The following is a 21,112-nucleotide window of genomic DNA, read 5'->3' as shown; positions in this document are numbered from 1 at the left end:
TCGACTGGGTCTTACCTGATCCGGCTACCGCGAGCGTGGCTATGTTCATGAGACGAAGTCGACCGCATCTGGCGTGTCCCCGGTGAACGGGGCCATCTCGTTTTAGAGTCTTGTTGCCCCTGAAGTGGGCGGATAGGACGATGGAGAACATGGCTGGACGGAAGCGCAACTCTGCCGAGGACATCGTGCGCAAACTGCGCCGTGCCGATGAGCTGACCGCTGCAGGCAAGACGCAAGAGGAGATCGCGGCGGAGCTCGAGGTGTCGGCGGCGACGTTGTACAACTGGCGGCGTCAGTACGGCGGGATGGACACCGATGCCGCGAAGGAACTCAAGGAGCTGCGCGAGCAGAACGGCAAGCTCAAACGCCTGCTCGCCGAGGCCGAGCTGGAGAAGGACGCACTGCGGGAGGTAGCGAAGGGAAAATTCTGAGCCCAGCCGCCAAGCGCCGCGCCGTCGACATGCTCGTCAACACCATGAGTCTGTCGAAACGTCTGGCGTGCAAAGCTGTTGGGCTTGCCCGCTCCACCTACGCACGAACACCGATCGCCGACACACCCGCGGATCCCGACGCGGCCCTGAGGGCGTCGCTGCGGACATACGCAGGCTCGCATCCACTGCACGGCTTCCGTCGCGCCTGGGCGCATCTGAGGCACGACCAGGGCATGTCGGTGAACAAGAAGAAGGTGCACCGGCTCTGGAAGGAGGAGGGTCTGCAGGTTCGGATCTATCATCCCCGCAAACGCGCCGGCATCAGCTCCTGCCCGCAGATCGAAGCCGATGCGCCGAAAGTGGTGTGGGCTATGGATTTTCAGTTCGACTCCACGGTGGATGGGAAAGCGATCAAGATCGCGTCGATGATCGACGAACACACCCGGCAGTCCCTGTTGAACATCGTGGAGCGCTCGATCACCGCGCAACGACTGACCGACGAGCTCGACAAGACGTTCGCGCTGTGGGACGGACCGCCGATGGTCCTGAGAATGGACAACGGTCCGGAGTTCATTTCGCATGTGCTGCAACAGTTCTGTCGCGACCGTGTCGGTATCTCCTACATCCCGCCGGGGACGCCGTGGAACAACGGACACATCGAATCGTTCAACAACCGACTACGGAAGGAGTGCCTGAACCGCAATCACTGGACGAGCCTTCTCGAAGCGAGGGTGGTGATCGAGGACTTCAAAGACGACCACAACCATCGACACCGGCACTCATCACTCGGCTACCTCACGCCGTCCGAGTACGCTGCCCAATGCACCCACAACCACCAACCGGTCGAGGGTTGCGAGATCGACTGAAATCAATCACACCGTGGCTCTAGAACACGGTGGCCCGACTATCGGGGACCTGCCACTGGCGCTGCGTCCAAGAAATTGCCACTTTTGCGGACACCATTTTTGACTCTGCACTTGGTTTCCCGCCCACTGTTTCGAGACAAACTCGCAGCTCCGAGCACGATGGCGTATTCGCCATCGCCCCGGAGCATGTCGATGCGTATGTAGAGACGTACCGCCCTGCAGCGCTACGGCAGACAATCGCCACCGCTATTCCGGGAGGACATGAAGCAGCTAACTTCGGAGTGTCAAAGGGTTTGACTCACGAACGTGTGCTCATCTTCCCGACAGGACCGATCAAGGCGTTCCTCACCAAAGGGACACTCCTCACACCCAAATCTGCATGCGGTCTGTACGTCGGGGTCACGCGTGCAGTCTTCAGCGTCACGTTCGTCACCGACAAACCCGACAAAATCGGATTTCCCGTCTGGACGCCTCTTGGATAGCGGATCGGTTTGTGACGCACAGCCGACCACTTTTCTTGCAGACGAACTCGACGACCGGGCGCTCCGGTTTGTCGCCCGCGCCATCATCATCGCGGAAGGTACCCGTGCGGTCGTCGCTGCCGAGCAGGCCGCAGCAGAGCTGAGCGACCGGCAACGCCCAGCAGCTTAAAGCCGCATTTCAGACCACTTATCCAGCATCCGACGCGTCTGAGTCGACAGGTTTGAATGCCATGCACTTACCTCCGCCAAGTGAAAATCATTTTCAAATAACAGATGTGCGTCGAGTTTGAACTTTTTAAGTCCAACTCGGCGCACTTTTGTTTTCCAGAGGTCAGAGGGGTTCAAATCTCGCTTGGTGTTTTAGAAATTGGCGTCAATTAAACATTGATCTGAGTGGTGGCTCCGATTAGTTCCTGTCGTAGAGGTAATTGACATCTCTTAGAGGTAATGACGTTTTATATAGACCAAATCGATTAGATCTACGCTCGGCAATGAGATGCAAGTTCTTTCGCGCCCGTGAGCTTAAGACATACAAAAGCTTGCTCGCGCTATCCACGGGTCTCGGATCAGCGAAGTGCGGGACGATATCATGGAGCAATCCATAAGCTATGACCGTATCAAACTCCCCTCCCTTAACTCCGTGAATTGTCGAAACTGTGATGCCTGTTCGGTCTCGAAACACTCGACGGAACGCTTTTACATCTTGCACGTAAGCGTTACCCTCGTTAACTAGTCGAGTCACTCTAGCTTCCGAGCTCGCGAAGAATGCTTCATATTGATTTGTGAGCGTTACGAACAGGCTGTAGTCGATGTTCAGTAGCTCCATAATGGACTTGAAGTATTCGCGGAGGTAAGCGATGCCGTTTTCTTCGTTGATGGCAAGCGAGTTTGATGCGCGTAGGTAATCACGCCCGTCTAGGTTGGAAGTGTCTGCACCGCACGCATTAAGGTCTAGAAGTACCTCGTTTGCCCATCTGAGCCTGCGCACGTACATCTCTGGAGACGCGTGAGTGAGTGCAAGTTTGGCGACCTTGTACCAAAAGTTATCTCGGTCCCGGTCAAATGGCACAAGGCCAGGTCCATCAAATTCATACTCTGGTAGGTTTTGAACCAGCGTTCGAGTCATCGAGGCCAAGTGTATCCACCAAGGGGCGAGTATGCAGATCTCGCTTTGGTCGATTCCTAGATCTTTGACGCTATGATTTACTAATCTAGCAATCTCGGCGGCCAGGTCATCGACTTGAACAGTTTGATTGAGGGTAATCTCGCTGGCATAGTCTTTCTCGGGCGATGCAGCTACGATGGTCGTGCTGTTCGTATTGAAGTTTTCAAAGTAAGCTACGATCTTTTCAGACGATCTAAAATTCCTACTCAACTTGAGTGGTGTATAAGGTTTTTGTGTGAGAGTACTCAACTCTACGACGTCCATTGCGTAACCGCCAAGAGACGAAAATATCTCTTGGTTCGGATCGCCCACGATGAAGGAACGGGGCGTGTCCTTCCCGGCGCTTATGACTGCGGCTAGGATCTCGTACTGTATTAACCTTGTGTCTTGATACTCATCAACTGCTATAAACTCAAAAATGTTGCTCAAGATCTTCGCAATTGAAGGATTATCCTGCATTAATTCATGCGCGTATTTCAAGATTGATTCAAAGTCTAGTTGATTCGTCGACTTAAGCTCATCGAAGTACTCCGCTAGAACAGCGTCTATCTTAGAGTGCTTTTTGGAGTCAAGGCATGCGAGCTCATAACCTGCTCCAGTGTAATAGAAGTTACAGTCATAAGTAGTTAATCCCCTGCCGACGCATAGCCTCTTGAGGATCTCTTCAGACTCATAAGAGTTTATTACGCTGAAGCCAGCGACGAGGTCTGGGTGATACACACTGTAAGGCTTGATTATCCACTCAAGACAAAATGAATGAATGGTACCGATCCAAAGTTGCTCAGTGTCTACACCTAGTGTTGCAATCCGATCTTCAATCTCGTTCGCAGCCTTATTGGTGTACGTAATAGCTACGACGAACTTCTTGTGCGAATCCAAATCGCTCAATTCGCTAGCAACCTTGTAAGCAAGGGTTCTAGTCTTCCCGCTACCCGGGCAAGCGACCAGGAACACGTTACCGGGCGTCTCTATTGCTAAAGCTTGTTCGTCTGTCAGTGCACCGGACTCCCATATTAGTGGCATCAGTAAACTCCGAGCAGGTCATTGATTACATCGTTGCTCAAGAACGTCGCCGTGTGTTCCTTTATCTCCTCAAAATCAGTTTCCCCGCTATGAAACGATTCTAGATGAGTTTTATAGGTTTTGCCATCTACGGCAGTGCACGTACCGTTAATCAGTGCGAGCCCAAGTCGGTATTTCAAGATGTTGTACAGGGTTTGCGTTGAGAACTGCGGATGGGCAAACTGCAGTGCTTCGAGAATATATGTAGGGATTTTCGCGTCCTTGTCGACTTGTCCCCCAAGTAAGATCGCAAACCATCCTTTCTTGGCATTAGTAGCCATCCGTAGTATGCGTCGGCCATACTTCGCTACGTCAGCACTTCCTAGTTCAGACTTCGCAAGCGTAATCGTAGTCGGGTCGTCGTATACGTCATTGACCAGCTTCTTCACAAGGTCTGCGTTCCCCGCCTTTACAAGGTCGACTTCGAATGTGTGGTCTGCGTAGAAAGCTTTAATCCACTGATTTCCAGAAGTAAACGCTTCCATTGCCGCATGCCGTTTCTCTCCACTCTTATGAGAAGCTGCAACTTTCAGTTTGTACTTTTTAGTTGGCGCGTCATCGCTCGGATTGGAAGTAGTGTCCAGTATTGCTGCATCTTTATCGGTAATGATTGAGCAATTCTTGCGTACGCGCTTGTCATCGAAGAGTGATGCTACGTTCTCGAAGCCAGTGCTTCGAATATTAATCAAGCTCACGCCAAGCTCGTCGAGGCTTATGCCAAGTACATTTCTAATCAAGACTGGAATCAAAATCTCTTCTGCGTCCCCCTCTACGAGTATGACGCTTTTCGCAAACAATAGGTTGCTGCGTATCGCGTCTAAGTAGCGCTGGAGGTTTCGCACCTGCTTTGTCTCCAGTCCGTTTGCAGGTTGGTATGCCTCGCACGCTTTCCCCTCGCGGCCGAGAATGTTCATGCTACGAATATTGCTCACATCTGATATCTGCGTTGAGTGGGTCGAGTAAATCACTTGCGTATCGGGATAGTTGAGACGGTCAAACAAAGTCCGTTGGATGTGGGTGTGAATATGCGCCTCAGGTTCTTCAACCAGTAAAAAATTTGCGACGGATTGGTTAGCTTTCTGGTACTTGAACTCAAGTAGCTTCAGCGTTAGGTATATGAGATTCGCAGCACCTAAGCTGAGGTCGTGAACTGCACCTTCATGTTCCTCCCCGTGCTCACCGACGAACAGCTTCAGTGATTGAAACAGCCGATCGGCATCACCGGGAAGTTCCGATGATATTGATAACGACGAGGGTGAGTACGCAACACCCACTGTGTCCAGGATCATGTTCTGTACATCGTCACGAACTTCACCGACATCCGGCCACTTTTCGATCTCCTCATTTAATGCGTTCACCTTATCGGTGATTGATTTGAAATCGGTTGGGTCGATTTCTCCACTTTTGTGCTTGAGGAGAGTCTTTAGGGGGTTGGTTCGGTTGTTCTGAAAATCGGAGACAACATCGCGAAGTGCTTGTATATGCGTGAAAGATATTTCTCGTGCTACCGACAACTGCTTCGGCAATTGAACGCCCACTAGGTCGGTATCGATCTCACCGGGAAATTCGGCGAGATCAAAATCGCCCACAATATCTCTGTATACTTGAGGGTCACTGAAGTTTGCCGCACTCCGACCAGTGAAGACTGTTTCGTAATCCTCACTTGTGATGCTCTTACGAATGGCTTGCATGGCCAGTATGTCACCGTCGGACACTTCAGATAGCTTGATGCGGATTTCTTTTTTTGGTCGGTAGATTAAGTTGTATGTGGCCAGCTCGATAGGTGTAGTACCGAGGTTTCCTGCGCCGTGGACGAATAAGGCCTGAATCGACTCATCGGCTGAGACTTCTTCAAATTCGAGGCTGATGATTATCCAGTGGCCTCGCCAATCCGCTAGACCGCGATGAAAGTCGTCATCGTTGATTCGGTAGGCTGATGGCAACATGTTTGCATCTAGCAGGAGTCGTATAGCGCGAAACGCATTACTTTTGCCCGACCCATTCTCGCCGAGAACTGTATTAATCCCAGCATTAAACGTTAGATTGGCGTTGGCGAAGTTTCTGTAGTTTACGAGGCTGAGTTTCGATATGTGCATTTGGTCTCCGGTTATAAGAAGTTGACTTGCGATTGATTTGGAATTGTCTAGTTGAATCGCATGTTATCACGGCTACTGTGGTTCTAATTAGCGTTTCTCTGATTTTACAATGATAGCGAGTGTTCTACAAACGGAACATGCATAAAACGGAGGCATACTATGAACAACCCCAAATATCAAATACCCAATGAAGAGCACCTAGAACAACACCGCAAAGAAGGCCAACTAGCACAAGCGGAGCGCAGTCTCCGCACCATCGCCCGGGCAAACATCGCCATCGCTCGTGAGATGCAAGAGTCGGGCGACCTCGACCAGCTACTACCGACGCCTGTTCCCACCGTCGATCCGACTGTCGAAGCATCGAGTCTTCCGTTTCGCGAACACCAGCGCACTGCACCCTCCACGATGCGACAAACCCCGCAAGCTGACGGGTCAGACATCTACGCCTTCGAGGGTGGCTATCCATTCGCACTGATCACCGATCACGGATACGTCGCCTACCGCATCCCGGTGGAAGACGACCACATCCTCATGATCCCAGGCAAGACCGACTACCTGTACAACAGCTCAGGCGGCCGCATCCCTGCGTGGCGTATCACTCTCTCGTTGGCGCAGAGACCGTTGCTCGCGGCCTTTGACGCTGGTCGTGACACCGTCTCGGCCGAACTGGACGCAATGGAGCAAAGCGACCGGCAAGGCTCAGCAGCTTAAACCTGCAGTTCAGGCCATTTATCCAGCATCCGACGCGTTTCCGCCGACAGGTTTGAATGCCATGCACTTACCTCCGCCAGAAGTGCGTTGTCCAAGCCCGGTCTGCCCGCAAGGGTAGGCCGGGCTTGTTCGTATCTATCCGAGGTTCAGCGATTCAACGCGGTCAGCGAGCGAGTTCGCAGTCGGACGTCGAGAATGTTCGTCATGGCGCAGAGACACCGGGGTCCGGTGAGCAAGCTGAAGACCCGGCTGTGGTCCAATCCACCCTTCGCCAATGTCACGTCACTGGCGGCGGCGGTTGTCGCTGCCAGCGGCGTCCTCGACGCCGTCACGTCGAACCCAGGCGTACTCGGCAGTGCGTGGACGTGGTTGTGGACAGGCGTTGCTGCTGTAGCTGTGTCGATCCCGGCCATGTTGGGTAGCAGGTTCCCGCCGGTGTGCGCCCTCGTGGGTTGTTACTTGTTCATAGCGGTCACGGCCGTGCAGATGGCTGTCTCCACGCAAGGCATCGTCGCGATCAACAATCTGATCTTCTACCCCATGCTTGCGTGCTACCTGGGGTGGTGCTTCAGCCGGCTGATTGCGAGAACTGCCACGGGCGTTGCCATCACGGCATCGGGAGTAGCACTCGCGTTCAACCCGTCCAGCGCGCTCGTGGTGACGTGGATCAATTTGATGCTCGCGTCTCTGTTCTGTCTCGAGGCTGCGAGCTACTTGCATCGGCGGCTACAGCGACAGGTCGAAACGGATCCCCTCACAGGTGCGCTCAACCGCATCGGGTTTCGTCGGATAATCGCCAAACAATTGCGTGATTTCGAAAAGACCGCGGTGTCGCTTGCATTGGTCATAGTCGACTTGGATCACTTCAAACAAGTCAACGATCAGCACGGTCACCACGTCGGCGATCAGGTATTGGCTCAACTCGTCGCCGAGGTGCGCGCCAATGTCCGATCTACTGATGTGGTCGCCCGGATCGGCGGCGACGAATTCGTCATTGTGTTGCCAGGTATCGACGAGCGTGGTGCACGTGCGATCGTCGACCGACTTCACGCCGCTACGACGAGTTCCTGGTCGTCCGGAATTGCCTTCAGTCAACACGGCGACACTGTCGACACCGTTCTTGCGCGCGCGGACCTGGAACTGTTGGTCGCCAAACGTGCGTCGCGCTCTTCCGGTTGAGTTCCGTGGTCGACTTAACTTACGCGCAGTCTTCGATGCGTTTCGCAGAAGTTGCAGCAAACACTAGGTGACCATATTGCAAGACCCAGTCGCTCGATCGCTGCTTTCGTCGACGTTGTGATTTCGATCGACAGGTGTGTCGTCGAATGTCGCACTCGGACAGCGGTAGCCATGTGTACAGTGCCTGGTAGCCTCGCGGCCATGGCCGATGTCGACAACACTTACTTCGGAATTGCAGTATTCGAGCTCGGAAAAACCGACGGAATCGGTAAGTTCTATCGAGAGGATTTTTGCCTGGTTTATGCCGTCGACGAAGTGACCGCGAGATCAAAGCTCGAGGAGTGGGCGCGGGAAATAGAATATCCCGCGGGCATTGCCGGAGATCAGTCCTATGTTCGGTTGGTGCATGTTGTAGATGTGGCTCGAACGTTGCACGACCCGACCGGCGACCGCGATCCGACCCGCGACACTGTGGAACTCTATTCGCGTCACTTTGCGTCTTTGGAGACCTACACCGACCTCGAGATGCTGCTCGGCGGGCGCGATCCTTTGGACTCCGCGTAATCGACTTTCGCTAGTGGCTCGTGTTTGAAGTCGTTTTACGGGTCGCTTTCTTGAGGATTTCCTCCGGGGTTTTGGTCCAGACGAATGGTGTGGCGCGGGTGTTCCAGCCGTTGATGAACGCACGGATTTTCGATGTCAGATCGGTGACGGAGGTGAAGACGCCGCGGCCGAGTGCTTGACGTTGGATGACCCCGAACCACACTTCGACGAGATTGAGCCACGACGCTGATGTCGGAGTGAAATGGACTGCGATGCGGGGGTTCTCGGCTAGCCAGGCTTTGACTTCGGGGGTCTTGTGGGTGGCGTAATTGTCGGCGATCAGGTGCAGCTCCTGGCTGGGGTAGGCCCGTGCGACCTGTTTGAGGAACGCCAGGTATTCGGTACTGCGGTGGCGCGGTTTGCAGGAGGCGGTGACCTTGCCGGTGGCGATATCGAGTGCTGCGAACAGTGTTGTGGTGCCATGTCGTTTGTAGTCGTGGGTGTGCCTCTCGACCGAACCGGGCTGCATCGGGAGCATCGGTTGGGTGCGGTCGAGGGCCTGGATCTGGGACTTTTCGTCCAGTGACAATACGATCGCGTTCTCGGGTGGATCGAGGTACAGACCGACGACATCGTGGACCTTGGCGACGAGCTCCGGGTCGGTGGAATATTTGAACGTCTCCGCCCGCCACGGCTGCACACCGTACTCACGCCAAGCGTTGGCTACAGCGTAGAAACTTATCCCGAGATGGTCGGCTAGCAACCTCGAACTCCAATGTGTGACACCGAGTTTCTTCGGTGGCGGCATCAACGTCGCTGTCACGATCGCCGAGTGATCGAGCGTCCGCGGCCGGCCCGATCGATGCAGGTCCGACAGGCCGTCGATGCCTCGTTCGCCGTACCGTCCACGCCAGGTGATCACCGTCGGACGCGAAACGCCGCACCTGCGTGCGATCTCCGAATTCGACACCCCATCGGCGGCGAGCAACACGATCCTCGCCCGCAACGCCAACCCTGCAGGCGCGGTCGGTGCCCGCAAGATCGCTTCGAGCTTGTCCCTGTCGCCGTCGATCAACCCGAGAGGTGCGATTCGCATCCCTCATTTTCGCATCCCGACACTGTCAAACCAATTCAAACACGCGACACTAGCGCCACCGCTCGAGGGTCCGTTGGGAGTCGAACCGACGAACTTCGCCCGAAAGCGGGTCGGTGAATTCTAAGCCTCGATCCACCGATAGAACTGGAAGGTAGTGGGGTGTCGAACTGAAGAAAGTGCCCTCCGAGCTGGAAAGATTTGAGTTCTCACACAACAAATCGGACCGCTCGAGTAGGACACTTCCAGTGCGATCATCCCACACCTTCCATCCTGATTCCGCGAGATTCGACGACGACCATCTCGTGTCGTGTGCAGGCCTGGTGCCTGTGATGGCTCTCGCGGACCAGACCGGGCTGACCGATCTACTCGCGGAGAGGATCGCGATCACAACAACCAAGGTCTCGTCGGGTGCAGCGAACCTCGCACCGAAGCTGACCACACTGATCGCCGCGATGTGCGCGGGTGCCGACAGTATCGACGACATCGACCTCCTCCGATCCGGAGGCATGAAACATCTCTTCGGATCCGTCTACGCACCGTCAACTGTAGGAACGTTGTTGCGCGAGTTCACTTTCGGTCACAACCGGCAGCTCGAATCAGTCCTTCGTGCACATGTCATCGCTCTCGCCGACCGCACGAATATTCTGCCCGGGATCGCGGATCGGGCGTTCATCGACATCGACTCACTCCTGCGCCCGGTCTACGGGCACGCCAAACAAGGCGCCTCCTACGGTCACAGCAAGATCGCCGGAAAACAGATCCTCCGCAAAGGACTCTCACCGCTCGCCACGGTCATCAGCACCGCCGACTCGGCACCGGTCATCACCGGTATGAGGCTGCGAGCAGGGAAGACCGGGTCCGGTACCGGTGCGCCGCGGATGATCGCGCAAGCCATCGCAACCGCTCGGATGGCCGGCGCTACCGGGAAGATCATGGTCCGTGGCGACTCCGCCTACGGCAACAACCGCGTCGTCCGGACCTGTATCAACGCCGGTGTCGAGTTCTCGTTCGTGCTGATCAAGAACCGGCTCGTCCAGCAGGCCATCGACTCCATCGCCGATCATGCGTGGACGCCTGTGCGGTACCCAGGAGCAGTCCGCGACCCCGACACCGGTGGCTGGATCTCCGACGCCGAAGTCGCCGAAACCACCTTCACCGCTTTCTCTTCCACCGCACACCCCGTCACCGCACGACTGATCGTCCGGCGAGTCAAGGACGCCCGCTATCGTGACGCACTCTTCCCGATCTGGCGGTATCACCCATTTTTCACCAACACCACCCTGCCAACCACCACCGCAGATGTCACCCACCGGGCGCACGCGATCATCGAGACCGTGTTCTCCGACCTGATCGACGGCCCTCTGGCGCACATGCCGTCGGGATCGTTCGGCGCGAACTCCGCGTGGGTGCTGTGCGCGGCGATCGCCCACAACCTGCTCCGGGCGTCCGGGACTGTCGCTGGCGGCACGTTCACGAGGGCTCGAGGTGTGACTCTGCGTCGCAAGATCGTCAACATCCCTGCTCGCTTCGTCAGGCCTCAACGCACACCAACGCTGCATCTACCCCGGCGTTGGCCTTGGCTCGATGCATGGCTTCAACTGTGGCGCAGCATCATCGGGTCCAGGCCACCCACACTCGCGTGACTTCATCAACCCGCCACACCGACCCGAGGACCGACAATCGTGGAAAAGCTGGGCAGACCAGCGGTTCACGCAGCCCCATGGAACACCACAGACCGATCATCCTCCACCGACCGACACCCACTATCTCCGTCCATGGATCGAGGCTAAGGACCAAGAACGACAATGGGATCCCCGACTGCTTCGGCGGACTGTGCAAGATCGCCCGCATTCACACTGGTGTGCCACGCGTTGATCGCTGCTTCCAAGTTCACTCTCATCGCAAGAGTGTATGCGATACGCATATATCTGCTCGGACCAAACGGCGGATTCGAACCGCCTGGAATGCGCTTGCCGCCAAATGGTGTCCTCAGGGATCACCTCGCTGTCAACCGCTATTTCGCCCTATGAGCTTATGGACACGGACGGCAGCTGCGGCTTCATGAAGATCCCTGGGAACGGAGGGAACGCGTCTTGATCAGGAAGAGAGGATGCCCACGCAGTCAGAGTCTCAGCGTCAACGACGTCACATCGGGCCACCAGTGCATAGTCCCCGGGCTCAACACCTTCGAAGGTCGTTGTCCCGGTACCGGGTGACACGCGCACTGCGGCTTCGGACTGAAACGAGAATCCCGGCAAGTTTGTGACAGGTGGTGCTTGACCGTCGACGAAAGCGAACCCTCCTGAAAAGCAGTCGAGATCGACGCCCGCGTTGTTGGTGTATTCGACGGAAACCGTTGTCCCGTCCTGTGTGACAGAAAACGAAACGTCTCCGGCTTCGAAGGTTGCGGCCGACGACGGGGTGGCTACTGCGATGGAAAAGGACACCGCCAACGCTCCTGCGGCTGCTGTGTAAATCAATCTGCGGTTCACTTGCACTCCTCTGTTGTCGAATGTGTTTCGGTCGGCCAGCCTGGGCGAGCACGCTCTGGAGCCAATCCGCGCGGGCAAGTAGATTTCCGAGCGGTGAACGGACTCCCTCAGGTGCTCGGCCAATCGTTCAATGCCGCCTGAACAGCGTTGATTTCTTGGGTGATTCGGTTCCGGGATTCGAGATTAACTCGTTCGAACTGCAGCGCGAGGACGGCATCGGCTTGCTCTGCTGACCAGGAAAACGCAGCAACCAGCCGCCCGCGTGCATCCCTGCGATCACGGGCAGCATTGAGATGTCCGAACACAGTTGAGAGATCGTGCAGTGCGTGCTCGACGGCTTTCAGAACCTCTAGTCGCAGACCGAGGCTCTTTCGCTTGTCATCAGTAGAACCAAGCAGCATCCGTTGCTCCTATATCTGGACTGCGGTACTCACTCTGTGTGAGGCGTACACGAGTCCTGCGGCACCTCGCTCGCATCAGCGTCGATAACCATCAGATTGATCACCGGATGGTGAAATTGCCTGGGACCATATCGATCGAACGGCCATGTTCAGCATGATGCTCCCCGTTCCTCTCGCTTTTGTAGGCCGACAGAACCGAACTGTCGGTTCGTGTCAACTGGAACCATAGCGCGATCGAGCGCAGGAGCGCCACGCCTACTATCAAGCACGGTGAGTCGAATGCGTTGCCGTTAAGGGCGTTTCGAGCGTTCTGCAGTTGACAACTCGGCGCTATGACGAATCGCGGTGAGAATAACGGGACTGGAGTCGGTAACGGAACCGCAGTGTGTCGTTCGATAGAGACAATTTGGTCGAACACACGGGTATCCGCCTGATTGGGGTGCGGAAACTCCAAAAGAATGTGGGTGCATCCGTCTCGTCTTTGTCGAATAATTCGATTGCCTTGAACTTGCCGCGGTCAGATCTTCGTTCTCCAAACCTGGCCGCACGCATGGTTGGTCAGCGTTCTTTTGTGCCGATCCACCTTCGCACGTTCGACATGTCGTCGACACGGTCGATGAGCAACCCGCCTTGTCGGACTGCTTCGAACATTGAGAGGGTGCTGTGCGATTGCAACTACTAGAGATGGCAGTGTTGGCCCCCTTCAGGGCTCCACGGGCAACCGGTGGGCATTGGGGGTTGCGCGTGCGAGGGCATGATGCGACTGCGACTCCGAGAGCGGGTCGATGTTGGTACTCGACCGCCCCCGGGTGTGTATGGCACGTCTGAAGTGCTGTGACGTACGGCACTGTTAGACGTTGCTATTGCAACGTTGCGGATGTCGCGCTAGCTTGGTGACCATCGCTCGGTGTTGCAATAGCAACGCAGTTCATTTCGTCTTCGACGCCAGTGTGACGGCGGGCGCGGCTATAGCTCTGCTCTGGACAACGAAAGCCGTCTATACCCAAGAATGGAACGAGGAGTCCGATGTCCACTTCTGCACCAGCCAGGAAAAGTTATCGCTCCAAATTGATAGTGGTGACTGCGATCGCCGCATTCATGGCCTTTCTTGATGCAACGATTGTCAACGTCGCATTCCCCGACGTCAGAGATCACTTCCCGAGTTCGACCAGTGCAGACCTTTCCTGGATCCTCAACGCGTACAACATTGTATTCGCTGCCTTCCTCGTTCCCAGCGGCCGAATAGCCGACAGATGGGGACGTAAGAGGGTTTTGCTGCTCGGTATGGCACTATTCACCATTGGTTCGGGTGCGTGTGCCGCGGCTCCGTCCGTTGATGTCCTTACAGCTGCACGCGGATTACAGGCCCTCGGCGCAGCGGCAATGGTTCCTTGCGCTCAAGCACTGCTGATTTCGGCATTTCCGCGGGCGCGGATGGGCAGTGCGGTAGCCATCTTCGGGGGCACCGCGGCCTTTGCTGCGGGCGTTGGACCGGCGTGGCAGGTCCCCGATAGTCGGGCCACCGTGTTCTAGAGCCACGGTGTGATTGATTTCAGTCGATCTCGCAACCCTCGACCGGTTGGTGGTTGTGGGTGCATTGGGCAGCGTACTCGGACGGCGTGAGGTAGCCGAGTGATGAGTGCCGGTGTCGATGGTTGTGGTCGTCTTTGAAGTCCTCGATCACCACCCTCGCTTCGAGAAGGCTCGTCCAGTGATTGCGGTTCAGGCACTCCTTCCGTAGTCGGTTGTTGAACGATTCGATGTGTCCGTTGTTCCACGGCGTCCCCGGCGGGATGTAGGAGATACCGACACGGTCGCGACAGAACTGTTGCAGCACATGCGAAATGAACTCCGGACCGTTGTCCATTCTCAGGACCATCGGCGGTCCGTCCCACAGCGCGAACGTCTTGTCGAGCTCGTCGGTCAGTCGTTGCGCGGTGATCGAGCGCTCCACGATGTTCAACAGGGACTGCCGGGTGTGTTCGTCGATCATCGACGCGATCTTGATCGCTTTCCCATCCACCGTGGAGTCGAACTGAAAATCCATAGCCCACACCACTTTCGGCGCATCGGCTTCGATCTGCGGGCAGGAGCTGATGCCGGCGCGTTTGCGGGGATGATAGATCCGAACCTGCAGACCCTCCTCCTTCCAGAGCCGGTGCACCTTCTTCTTGTTCACCGACATGCCCTGGTCGTGCCTCAGATGCGCCCAGGCGCGACGGAAGCCGTGCAGTGGATGCGAGCCTGCGTATGTCCGCAGCGACGCCCTCAGGGCCGCGTCGGGATCCGCGGGTGTGTCGGCGATCGGTGTTCGTGCGTAGGTGGAGCGGGCAAGCCCAACAGCTTTGCACGCCAGACGTTTCGACAGACTCATGGTGTTGACGAGCATGTCGACGGCGCGGCGCTTGGCGGCTGGGCTCAGAATTTTCCCTTCGCTACCTCCCGCAGTGCGTCCTTCTCCAGCTCGGCCTCGGCGAGCAGGCGTTTGAGCTTGCCGTTCTGCTCGCGCAGCTCCTTGAGTTCCTTCGCGGCATCGGTGTCCATCCCGCCGTACTGACGCCGCCAGTTGTACAACGTCGCCGCCGACACCTCGAGCTCCGCCGCGATCTCCTCTTGCGTCTTGCCTGCAGCGGTCAGCTCATCGGCACGGCGCAGTTTGCGCACGATGTCCTCGGCAGAGTTGCGCTTCCGTCCAGCCATGTTCTCCATCGTCCTATCCGCCCACTTCAGGGGCAACAAGACTCTAAAACGAGATGGCCCCGTTCACCGGGGACACGCCAGGCGCTTGGTGGCCTGCTTGTGGACCTCATGGACTGGCGGCTTGTTTTCTTGGTCAACATCCCCGTCGGAATTCTTGCGCTGGGAGCAATTGTCTTCTGGGTTAAGGAGGACGGCGCGGAGGATGGTGCCTCACAGAAGATCCCCGATGTCCTGGGCGCAGTCTTCGCCGCAATATCAGTCGGACTACTTGCATTGGCAGTGACCAAAGCTCCAGAGTGGGAAGTGTTCTCTTGGAAAACCTTCGTTACTTTCGATCTCGCTGTGGTCTTCGGCGTCTGGGTGTACATCAGAAGTCGATCACATCCATCACCTATCATCGAACCGAGCTTGTTCCGGCACCGGTCATTTGCAGTGGGCAACATCGCAACGACCCTCTTCGCTGTCTCGTATTTTGGGACTATCCTCGCCAACGTCCTCTTTCTCACCGAGGTGTGGGGTTACTCGGTGCTCGCCGCCGGACTCGCTGTGTCTGCCCCGCCGGCTGCGGCAGTGGTGGTTGCCGGACCGGCCGGGCGTATCTATGACAAGTTCGGATCACGGGCAGTCTTGTTGCCAGGCGCGATATTCGCGGCGATCGGAACCTGGCTGTACTACCTGTTGGTAGATGCGCAACCGAACTATGCGGGGTCGTGGCTTCCGGCAGCAATCGTGTGCGGTGCAGGATTCGGAATGGTCTGGCCTGCTCTCGGGAGCATGTCCGTGTCGACAATTCCCTCGGCTGAGTATGCAGTTGCTAGCGGAGTCAACAATGCGACCCGCCAGGTCGGCGGCGTCGTGGGTGTTGCTATTGCGATCGCAGTACTGACCGACGCGACTCCGGTCGACGCGCTCAATCTGTTTGGCAATTTGTGGATAGCTTTTGCTGCAGTTGCAGCTGTAGCGGGCGCAGTCGCCGTTTCTACTACTAACGACCGTGTCGGTTCGTTCGCCACTGAATCCGATCAAGTCGAAGGTGTTGCAGGGTGAGTCCTGAGCGTGCGCAGGGCGTCGTAGTTGGCGCGGCGCTCGCGGCCTGTCCTCGACGTACGAGTTGAAGCAGTCCGAGATCGACCTACTCCCGCTCGAGCGATATGGTCTGCGAGTCCGAAACGGGTCAGAGTACGGTCGTTCCACTTCGATTGGGCGTGATCTCGGCGATGCGTCCCTGCGCGGGTAGGATCAGCGCCCTGAGACATTGGAACCAACCGTGCAGGAGATCTCGTGAGCTTCGCCGATCGGCTGAATCGGTTGTTTGCAACGGTTCGCGCGCCGGACGGTAGCTTCTATACCAACACCGAGGTCGCGCAGTGGGTGACGGATGCTGGGGGGCGTTTGTCTGCACCCTATCTTTCCCAGCTTCGTAGCGGTCGCAATCCGCGTCCGGCGTACGACATCGTGTCGGCGTTGTCAGCCTTCTTCGGCGTACGGCCTGAATACTTCAGCAACGAAGCTTACGCGTACCGGGTCGGTCCGAACGGCGCAGTGAGCGCGGAGGGCGCCAAAGCAGAGGGCGCCGTAGAGATTGCGCGGCGAAGCGCGGGTCTCTCGCTGGAGGCACAGTCGCGAGTGCTGAAGTTGGCCGAGCAGCTTGCTCGAGAGGAAACGGAACGTAGATTGCCTGACGAAACCTGACCAATCAAGGGTGCAATGAACGCAATAGCTGCGCTTGTTCATCCGACGGTCTTTGCGTAAGCACCAGATTGACCCAAGCGGCGGCCTGCCAGCCCGGAGGCGGTGCGAGATCGTGGGGATGCAGTGTTCCCTGGTCCCGAGGCAGGCGAAGCTCGAGCCAGTCTGCAATCTTCTTGGCTCGAGCTATCGGTGTCGATTCATTGACCTCATTGGACTTGATGCCGAATTCCTCGGAACCTGTGTCTGTGATCAGTGAACCGTACCGGGTTTCTTGCCGCTTCTACGCTTGCAACATCTCCGGGGGGAGTGCCGATTCTTGACTGTAGTAGACCTCCTCGAATTCGTCTGGTGTGAGGTAATCGAGTGTGCTGTGCAGGCGTCGCTGGTTGAACCAGTCGACCCATCCCATCGTGGCGAACTCGACATCGTCGATCGTCTTCATCGGGCCGTTCAGGAACGGACTCCTCTTCGATACCGCCTCGGTCTTGAACAACCCAATTGTGCTCTCCGCCAACGCATTGTCGTAGGCATCACCGACACTGCCGATCGATGCCGCAATCCCCTCGAGCACAAGCGTTTCCGCGAACGCGATCGACGTGTATTGACTGCCGGCGTCGCTGTGATGGATGAGCCCTGAGCCGACGCGGTGACCACAGTGATCTCGTCGCCACAGTGCCATCTTCAGCGCCGTGGTGACCATATTGGTGTCTTTCACCGTCGAGGCGTGCCAACCCACGATAGCTCGGGAGAAGCAGTCGATGACGAACGCGACGTAGACGAACCCCGCCCATGTTCTGGTGTACGTGAAGTCGGTGACCCATTTCCGATTCGGGGCCTCGGAAGTGAAGTCACGGTCGAGTAGGTCAGGGGCCCGCGTGGCATTCTTGCCACCCTGGATCGTGGTGCGATGCCGTCTGCCTCGAACGACGCCGGACATGTCTTCGTCGCCCATCAGCCGGTCGACCGTGCAGGCAGCGGCGCTATGGCCCTTCCTGCGCAGGTGACGGTACATCTTGCGCCGACCGTACAGCTCTTCCGGTTCGCCGACCGTGTCGCGGAGAGCGTCGGTGAGGTAGGCGTCGGAGATCGTGCGGGCCGATGGTGGTGCGGTTTTCCAGTTGCGATACGTACGTGGGGCGACCTGCACTCCGTGCTCGGTGAGCACGCGGCAGATCGACTCGACCCGGTAGTTCTCTGCACGCATCTGATCGATGAACTGGACTATTTGCGGCGGCGAGGGTCGAGCTCCCTCGCGAAGAAAATCGATGCCGACTTCAGAATCTCGTTGGCTTCCTTGAGATCTCGGTTCTCACGTTCGAGTTCCTTGATACGTTGCTGCTCCTCCGTTGTTGCACCGCGAGCTTGGTCGGCATCGATCTGAGCCTGGCGTGTCCAGAGCCGGAGTGACTCCGCGCCGACACCCAATTTCGGTCCGATCGCCTTGCACGCGCCGTACACGGAGTTGTACTCGTGGAGGTGGTCTAGGACCATCTTCACCGCACGCTCACGTTGCTCGGCCGGGTAACGCTTCGACATATGCTTCATCCTTCACAAAGAACGAAGCGGCATCAAACCCGGTACGGTTCACAGAGTCAGAAAGTCGAGTATTGCCACCGAGCGCGCCTCGGCTCGGCGGGTGACGGACCATCCTGCGACCCGGTCGGCCTGCTTCGTCATATCAGGTGCCACAAGGTCAATCTGCGCAAACAGAGCTTGTGAACGCTTCAAGTACCGCCACGCGCGGACGACAGCACCAGCGCTTTCCCAGGTCAAGCCGATGACGACGAGAACGCACGCCACTGCGGCAATCGCACTGCCAGCGTCGAAGACCGGCCGAACCGACCAATGTTTGTCGACGCGACTCGCCCAGATCAGGGCGGCCCTGGAGAGGGCGTAGCAGGCGAACAGGCCACTGCCAATTGCCAGGAGCAGTAGCTGTGGCCTCCACCGACTGCCGCTGCGCCGAAGTGTCCTGATCGAAATAGTTGTGATAGCGACGCAACCCGTCGCGCCGTAGCCGATAGTCAGCAGAAAGGCGCCGGCGATCCAGCCATCGGCGGAGTATTCGGAGGCGTACTCATACACCGATAGTCGGCTTCTTCTGCCGGCGGCGGCAAAGAGGACTGTCACGAGAACCGCAACTACGAGGCCCAACGCCAGCATGTAGCGCACGATGCGTCCTGGACTGCCTATCTCCGGGATAAGGCCGATGACCACGATCTGGGCTCCTGCTGTGGCGCTGACCAAAAACAGCAACTGAGCGAGGGTCGCCAGATTGGGCCAGCTTGTCACGTTGTCAAGCCACTCGGAGAGCGCCGGTACGTTGAACAAAGTTACGCGTGCAGCCAACGAGGACAGCACTATCGCGGCACCGAGCGATGGGGACAACGCTGGACTAGCTGCCCAGCGCGCAAGACGAACGAATGCCACAACCCAGAGCAGGACCGCAATCGCGATCAGAATCAACCTAAGAGCTCCTGCGTTCCACTGGCGGACAGGTCAGCTATGACTCTCAAGCGGTCCAACAACAGTGCCGCGAATCGTTCGGCCTCGAGTTCGCAGCGCTCGTGTGACGCTGCTCCGCAGGACCGTGACATGACCGTGCTTGGCTCGGATCTCAAGCTCGCAGTAGATCCGATTTCGGAGAAGAGCTTTCCGTGGCCGAGGACCAAGTGTCCAAGCTCGTGTGCGATCGTCCAATCCCGGGAGGGCAATCCGTCGGCTACCTCGAAGACATCCTTGTCCGGATACCGCAACCAGCGACCGAACACGCCCCAGGGCAACCTTGCGTTCCGTACCTCCACCGGCCGCGGCCCCGCGGTCGCTATAGCGACAACCCGTTCGATACTAGGATGACCGTCACCATCGGCGGCTTCACACAAAGCGGCGATTTTGTTCACACTTCTTCGCACTTTGTCCCAGAAGCGCACTTCCCGCACACGGCGTAGGTCCATCCATTTTCTCCTCGAGTGCGCGGGAGATCCGCGCTCTTGCAATTCTCTCGATCACTAGTGGAACTAGATTCTACTCGCTGGCCCCGTAGAGAGCCGCTGCAGTTGCAACGGAATCCAGCTGCGTCCGTCGTCGTTGTGATTTTCGATGGTTCGGTGCGAAATCGAATGTCCTACTCGGACATCGGTAGCCACCGCCTTTGGAGACCTACACCGACCTCGAGATGCTGCTCGGCGGACGCGATCCTTTGGACTCCGCGTAGTCGGCTTCCGCTAGTGCCACCGCTCGAGGGTTCTTCGCGAATCGAACCGACGAATTTCGCCCGAGAGCGGGTCGGTGAATTCGAGGGTCGACGCGAGGAGTTGGAGTGGGGCTGTGAAGTCGTCGACGGGTCGCTCGGTCGGCTGCGGGTAGAGGTCGTCGCCGAGAATCGGGATACCGAGCGAATTCATGTGTAGCCGCAGCTGATGGGTGCGCCCGGTCCGCGGCTGCAGCCGGTAGCGGCCGAGGTCGCCGCGTTGGTCGATGAGTTCGATCTGCGTTTCCGCATTCGGTTCACCGTCGACCTCGCGCGCAGCGAAGTCGAACTTCTCCTTGACGATGCGGCTGCGTACCGTGCACGGAAACTGCAGGGTCGAATCGGTGGGTGCGATCGCCTCGTACACCTTGCGAACTTTTCGGTCCTGAAACAAAGTCTGGTACGCGCCTCGGAGCGCTGGGTCGACGACGAACAGCACCAGCCCGGCAGTCACGCGGTCCAGCCGATGGGCGGGAATCAGATCGGGCAGATTCAGCTCCAGGCGCAGACGTACGAGTGCAGTCTGCAGAATGTGGCCGCCCCGCGGAATGGTCGGCAGGAAGTGCGGCTTGTCGACCACGAGCACGGCATCGTCGCAATGAACGATGGAAATATCGAACGGCACAACGGGTTCCACGGGTAAGTCTCGGTGGAACCACACTGCGTCACCAGGCACGTACGGAGACATGGACGTGAGCGGCCCCTGCATGTCGACGACGGCGCCTTCGTCGAGCATCTCGTCGATGCGGGTCACGGTCATGCGGGGGGAGGGTGTCGATCAGGAACTCGCGGACGGTGTGCCACTCGCCATCCGCAGGCATCCGAATTCTCGCGGGGTCGAGGCCGTGCCTCTTCGGCAGCGGCGGTTGCTGCCGTCGTCTCACCGAGTGAGCTTATCCGGCCGCGGAGTTCGCACTTGTGCAGGTAGAAACCGCGATTTCTCCTG

The 21,112-nt window shown here is 57.4% G+C and carries 18 protein-coding genes and 1 pseudogene; 10 read left to right on the top strand and 9 right to left on the bottom strand.

Features of this window, described 5'->3' with window-relative positions:
- The first annotated feature begins 149 nt into the window (after positions 1-149).
- The 3 genes from WDS16_RS20970 to WDS16_RS20960 all read left to right on the top strand — a co-directional run bounded on the left by WDS16_RS20970 (position 150) and on the right by WDS16_RS20960 (position 1,948).
- Positions 150-1,297 (top strand): IS3 family transposase gene (locus WDS16_RS20970; RefSeq protein WP_422395690.1). Its coding sequence is split into 2 segments (ribosomal slippage): positions 150-417 and positions 417-1,297, totalling 1,149 coding nucleotides; the frame shifts between segments, so codons are not numbered across the junction.
- 293 nt (positions 1,298-1,590) lie between these two features.
- On the top strand, positions 1,591-1,779 hold the full coding sequence (locus WDS16_RS20965) for a hypothetical protein (protein WP_338887385.1): 189 nt from the start codon (positions 1,591-1,593) through the stop codon (positions 1,777-1,779).
- Complete coding sequence (locus WDS16_RS20960) at positions 1,772-1,948, top strand: hypothetical protein (RefSeq protein ID WP_338887383.1); 177 nt, start codon at positions 1,772-1,774, stop codon at positions 1,946-1,948. Before WDS16_RS20965 ends, WDS16_RS20960 begins: the two co-directional genes overlap by 8 nt.
- Before the next feature lie 237 nt (positions 1,949-2,185).
- Here the strand turns inward: WDS16_RS20960 and WDS16_RS20955 are convergent, their stop codons facing one another.
- A complete protein-coding gene (locus tag WDS16_RS20955; protein WP_338887381.1) occupies positions 2,186-3,967 on the bottom strand; it encodes an ATP-dependent helicase in 1,782 nt (593 codons plus the stop codon).
- Entirely contained in the window at positions 3,967-6,102 is a 2,136-nt protein-coding gene (locus tag WDS16_RS20950) for an ATP-dependent nuclease (RefSeq protein ID WP_338887379.1), read from the bottom strand. The genes WDS16_RS20955 and WDS16_RS20950 overlap by 1 nt, the downstream gene beginning before the upstream one ends.
- A 159-nt stretch (positions 6,103-6,261) precedes the next feature.
- Between WDS16_RS20950 and WDS16_RS20945 the strand changes: the two genes are divergently transcribed.
- The 3 genes from WDS16_RS20945 (at position 6,262) to WDS16_RS20935 (ending at position 8,556) form a co-directional block, all read left to right on the top strand.
- The gene (locus WDS16_RS20945; protein WP_338887377.1) at positions 6,262-6,813 is read left to right on the top strand and encodes a hypothetical protein; all 552 of its coding nucleotides are present in this window, start codon (positions 6,262-6,264) and stop codon (positions 6,811-6,813) included.
- Between the two features lie 204 nt (positions 6,814-7,017).
- Positions 7,018-7,992, top strand: coding sequence for a GGDEF domain-containing protein (locus tag WDS16_RS20940; protein WP_338887375.1), 975 nt, complete (start codon positions 7,018-7,020; stop codon positions 7,990-7,992).
- Between the two features lie 201 nt (positions 7,993-8,193).
- On the top strand, positions 8,194-8,556 hold the full coding sequence (locus tag WDS16_RS20935; RefSeq protein ID WP_338887373.1) for a DUF4288 domain-containing protein: 363 nt from the start codon (positions 8,194-8,196) through the stop codon (positions 8,554-8,556).
- A gap of 10 nt (positions 8,557-8,566) precedes the next feature.
- On the opposite strand, the gene WDS16_RS20930 is transcribed toward WDS16_RS20935, so the two are convergent.
- Positions 8,567-9,631 carry an IS630 family transposase gene (locus WDS16_RS20930; RefSeq protein ID WP_338885902.1) on the bottom strand — a complete coding sequence of 355 codons (1,065 nt, stop codon included), beginning with the start codon at positions 9,629-9,631 and terminating at the stop codon, positions 8,567-8,569.
- A 245-nt stretch (positions 9,632-9,876) separates the two neighbouring features.
- Here WDS16_RS20930 and WDS16_RS20925 point away from each other — a divergent pair, with 245 nt between their 5' ends.
- Positions 9,877-11,274 (top strand): IS1380 family transposase, encoded by a 1,398-nt coding sequence (locus WDS16_RS20925; protein ID WP_338887371.1) that lies wholly within the window; start codon positions 9,877-9,879, stop codon positions 11,272-11,274.
- A 956-nt stretch (positions 11,275-12,230) separates the two neighbouring features.
- Here WDS16_RS20925 and WDS16_RS20920 read toward each other — a convergent pair.
- A complete protein-coding gene (locus WDS16_RS20920; protein ID WP_338887369.1) occupies positions 12,231-12,524 on the bottom strand; it encodes a hypothetical protein in 294 nt (97 codons plus the stop codon).
- 1,077 nt (positions 12,525-13,601) lie between these two features.
- Here WDS16_RS20920 and WDS16_RS20915 point away from each other — a divergent pair.
- Positions 13,602-14,057, top strand: coding sequence for an MFS transporter (locus WDS16_RS20915; RefSeq protein ID WP_338887367.1), 456 nt, complete (start codon positions 13,602-13,604; stop codon positions 14,055-14,057).
- Between the two features lie 19 nt (positions 14,058-14,076).
- On the opposite strand, the gene WDS16_RS20910 is transcribed toward WDS16_RS20915, so the two are convergent.
- Positions 14,077-15,224, bottom strand: a protein-coding gene (locus WDS16_RS20910; RefSeq protein WP_422395690.1) for an IS3 family transposase whose coding sequence is annotated in 2 segments (ribosomal slippage) — positions 14,077-14,957 and positions 14,957-15,224 — 1,149 coding nt in all. Because the reading frame shifts where the segments join, the coding sequence is not laid out codon by codon here.
- Between WDS16_RS20910 and WDS16_RS20905 the strand changes: the two genes are divergently transcribed.
- A complete protein-coding gene (locus WDS16_RS20905) occupies positions 15,138-16,271 on the top strand; it encodes an MFS transporter (RefSeq protein ID WP_338887363.1) in 1,134 nt (377 codons plus the stop codon). The genes WDS16_RS20910 and WDS16_RS20905 overlap by 87 nt on opposite strands.
- A gap of 234 nt (positions 16,272-16,505) precedes the next feature.
- Positions 16,506-16,916, top strand: coding sequence for a transcriptional regulator (locus tag WDS16_RS20900; protein ID WP_338887362.1), 411 nt, complete (start codon positions 16,506-16,508; stop codon positions 16,914-16,916).
- 280 nt (positions 16,917-17,196) lie between these two features.
- On the opposite strand, the gene WDS16_RS20895 is transcribed toward WDS16_RS20900, so the two are convergent.
- The 4 genes and pseudogenes from WDS16_RS20895 to WDS16_RS20885 all read right to left on the bottom strand — a co-directional run bounded on the left by WDS16_RS20895 (position 17,197) and on the right by WDS16_RS20885 (position 21,050).
- A protein-coding gene (locus WDS16_RS20895; protein WP_338887361.1) for an IS3 family transposase occupies positions 17,197-18,452 on the bottom strand; the annotation gives its coding sequence in 2 pieces (ribosomal slippage) (positions 17,197-18,179 and positions 18,179-18,452; 1,257 coding nt in all).
- Between the two features lie 48 nt (positions 18,453-18,500).
- On the bottom strand, positions 18,501-19,382 hold the full coding sequence (locus WDS16_RS20890) for a hypothetical protein (protein ID WP_338887359.1): 882 nt from the start codon (positions 19,380-19,382) through the stop codon (positions 18,501-18,503).
- The gene (locus WDS16_RS28245; RefSeq protein WP_422395689.1) at positions 19,379-19,870 is read right to left on the bottom strand and encodes an ImmA/IrrE family metallo-endopeptidase; all 492 of its coding nucleotides are present in this window, start codon (positions 19,868-19,870) and stop codon (positions 19,379-19,381) included. The genes WDS16_RS20890 and WDS16_RS28245 overlap by 4 nt, the downstream gene beginning before the upstream one ends.
- 270 nt (positions 19,871-20,140) lie before the next feature.
- Positions 20,141-21,050: pseudogene (locus tag WDS16_RS20885) on the bottom strand (RluA family pseudouridine synthase).
- Positions 21,051-21,112 lie beyond the last annotated feature (62 nt).

Source organism: Rhodococcus sovatensis (assembly GCF_037327425.1).
In the GTDB taxonomy this organism is placed as follows: domain Bacteria; phylum Actinomycetota; class Actinomycetes; order Mycobacteriales; family Mycobacteriaceae; genus Rhodococcoides; species Rhodococcoides sovatense.
This window is presented reverse-complemented; position numbering and strand designations above follow the sequence as displayed.

Coding starts and splice junctions, on each gene's coding strand:
- WDS16_RS20920 (WP_338887369.1), bottom strand. CDS start 12,524: ATGCTGCTTGGTTCTACTGATGACAAGCGAAAGAGCCTCGGTCTGCGA.
- WDS16_RS20930 (WP_338885902.1), bottom strand. CDS start 9,631: ATGCGAATCGCACCTCTCGGGTTGATCGACGGCGACAGGGACAAGCTC.
- WDS16_RS20940 (WP_338887375.1), top strand. CDS start 7,018: ATGGCGCAGAGACACCGGGGTCCGGTGAGCAAGCTGAAGACCCGGCTG.
- WDS16_RS20955 (WP_338887381.1), bottom strand. CDS start 3,967: ATGCCACTAATATGGGAGTCCGGTGCACTGACAGACGAACAAGCTTTA.
- WDS16_RS20945 (WP_338887377.1), top strand. CDS start 6,262: ATGAACAACCCCAAATATCAAATACCCAATGAAGAGCACCTAGAACAA.
- WDS16_RS20950 (WP_338887379.1), bottom strand. CDS start 6,102: ATGCACATATCGAAACTCAGCCTCGTAAACTACAGAAACTTCGCCAAC.
- WDS16_RS20935 (WP_338887373.1), top strand. CDS start 8,194: ATGGCCGATGTCGACAACACTTACTTCGGAATTGCAGTATTCGAGCTC.
- WDS16_RS28245 (WP_422395689.1), bottom strand. CDS start 19,870: ATGGACCTACGCCGTGTGCGGGAAGTGCGCTTCTGGGACAAAGTGCGA.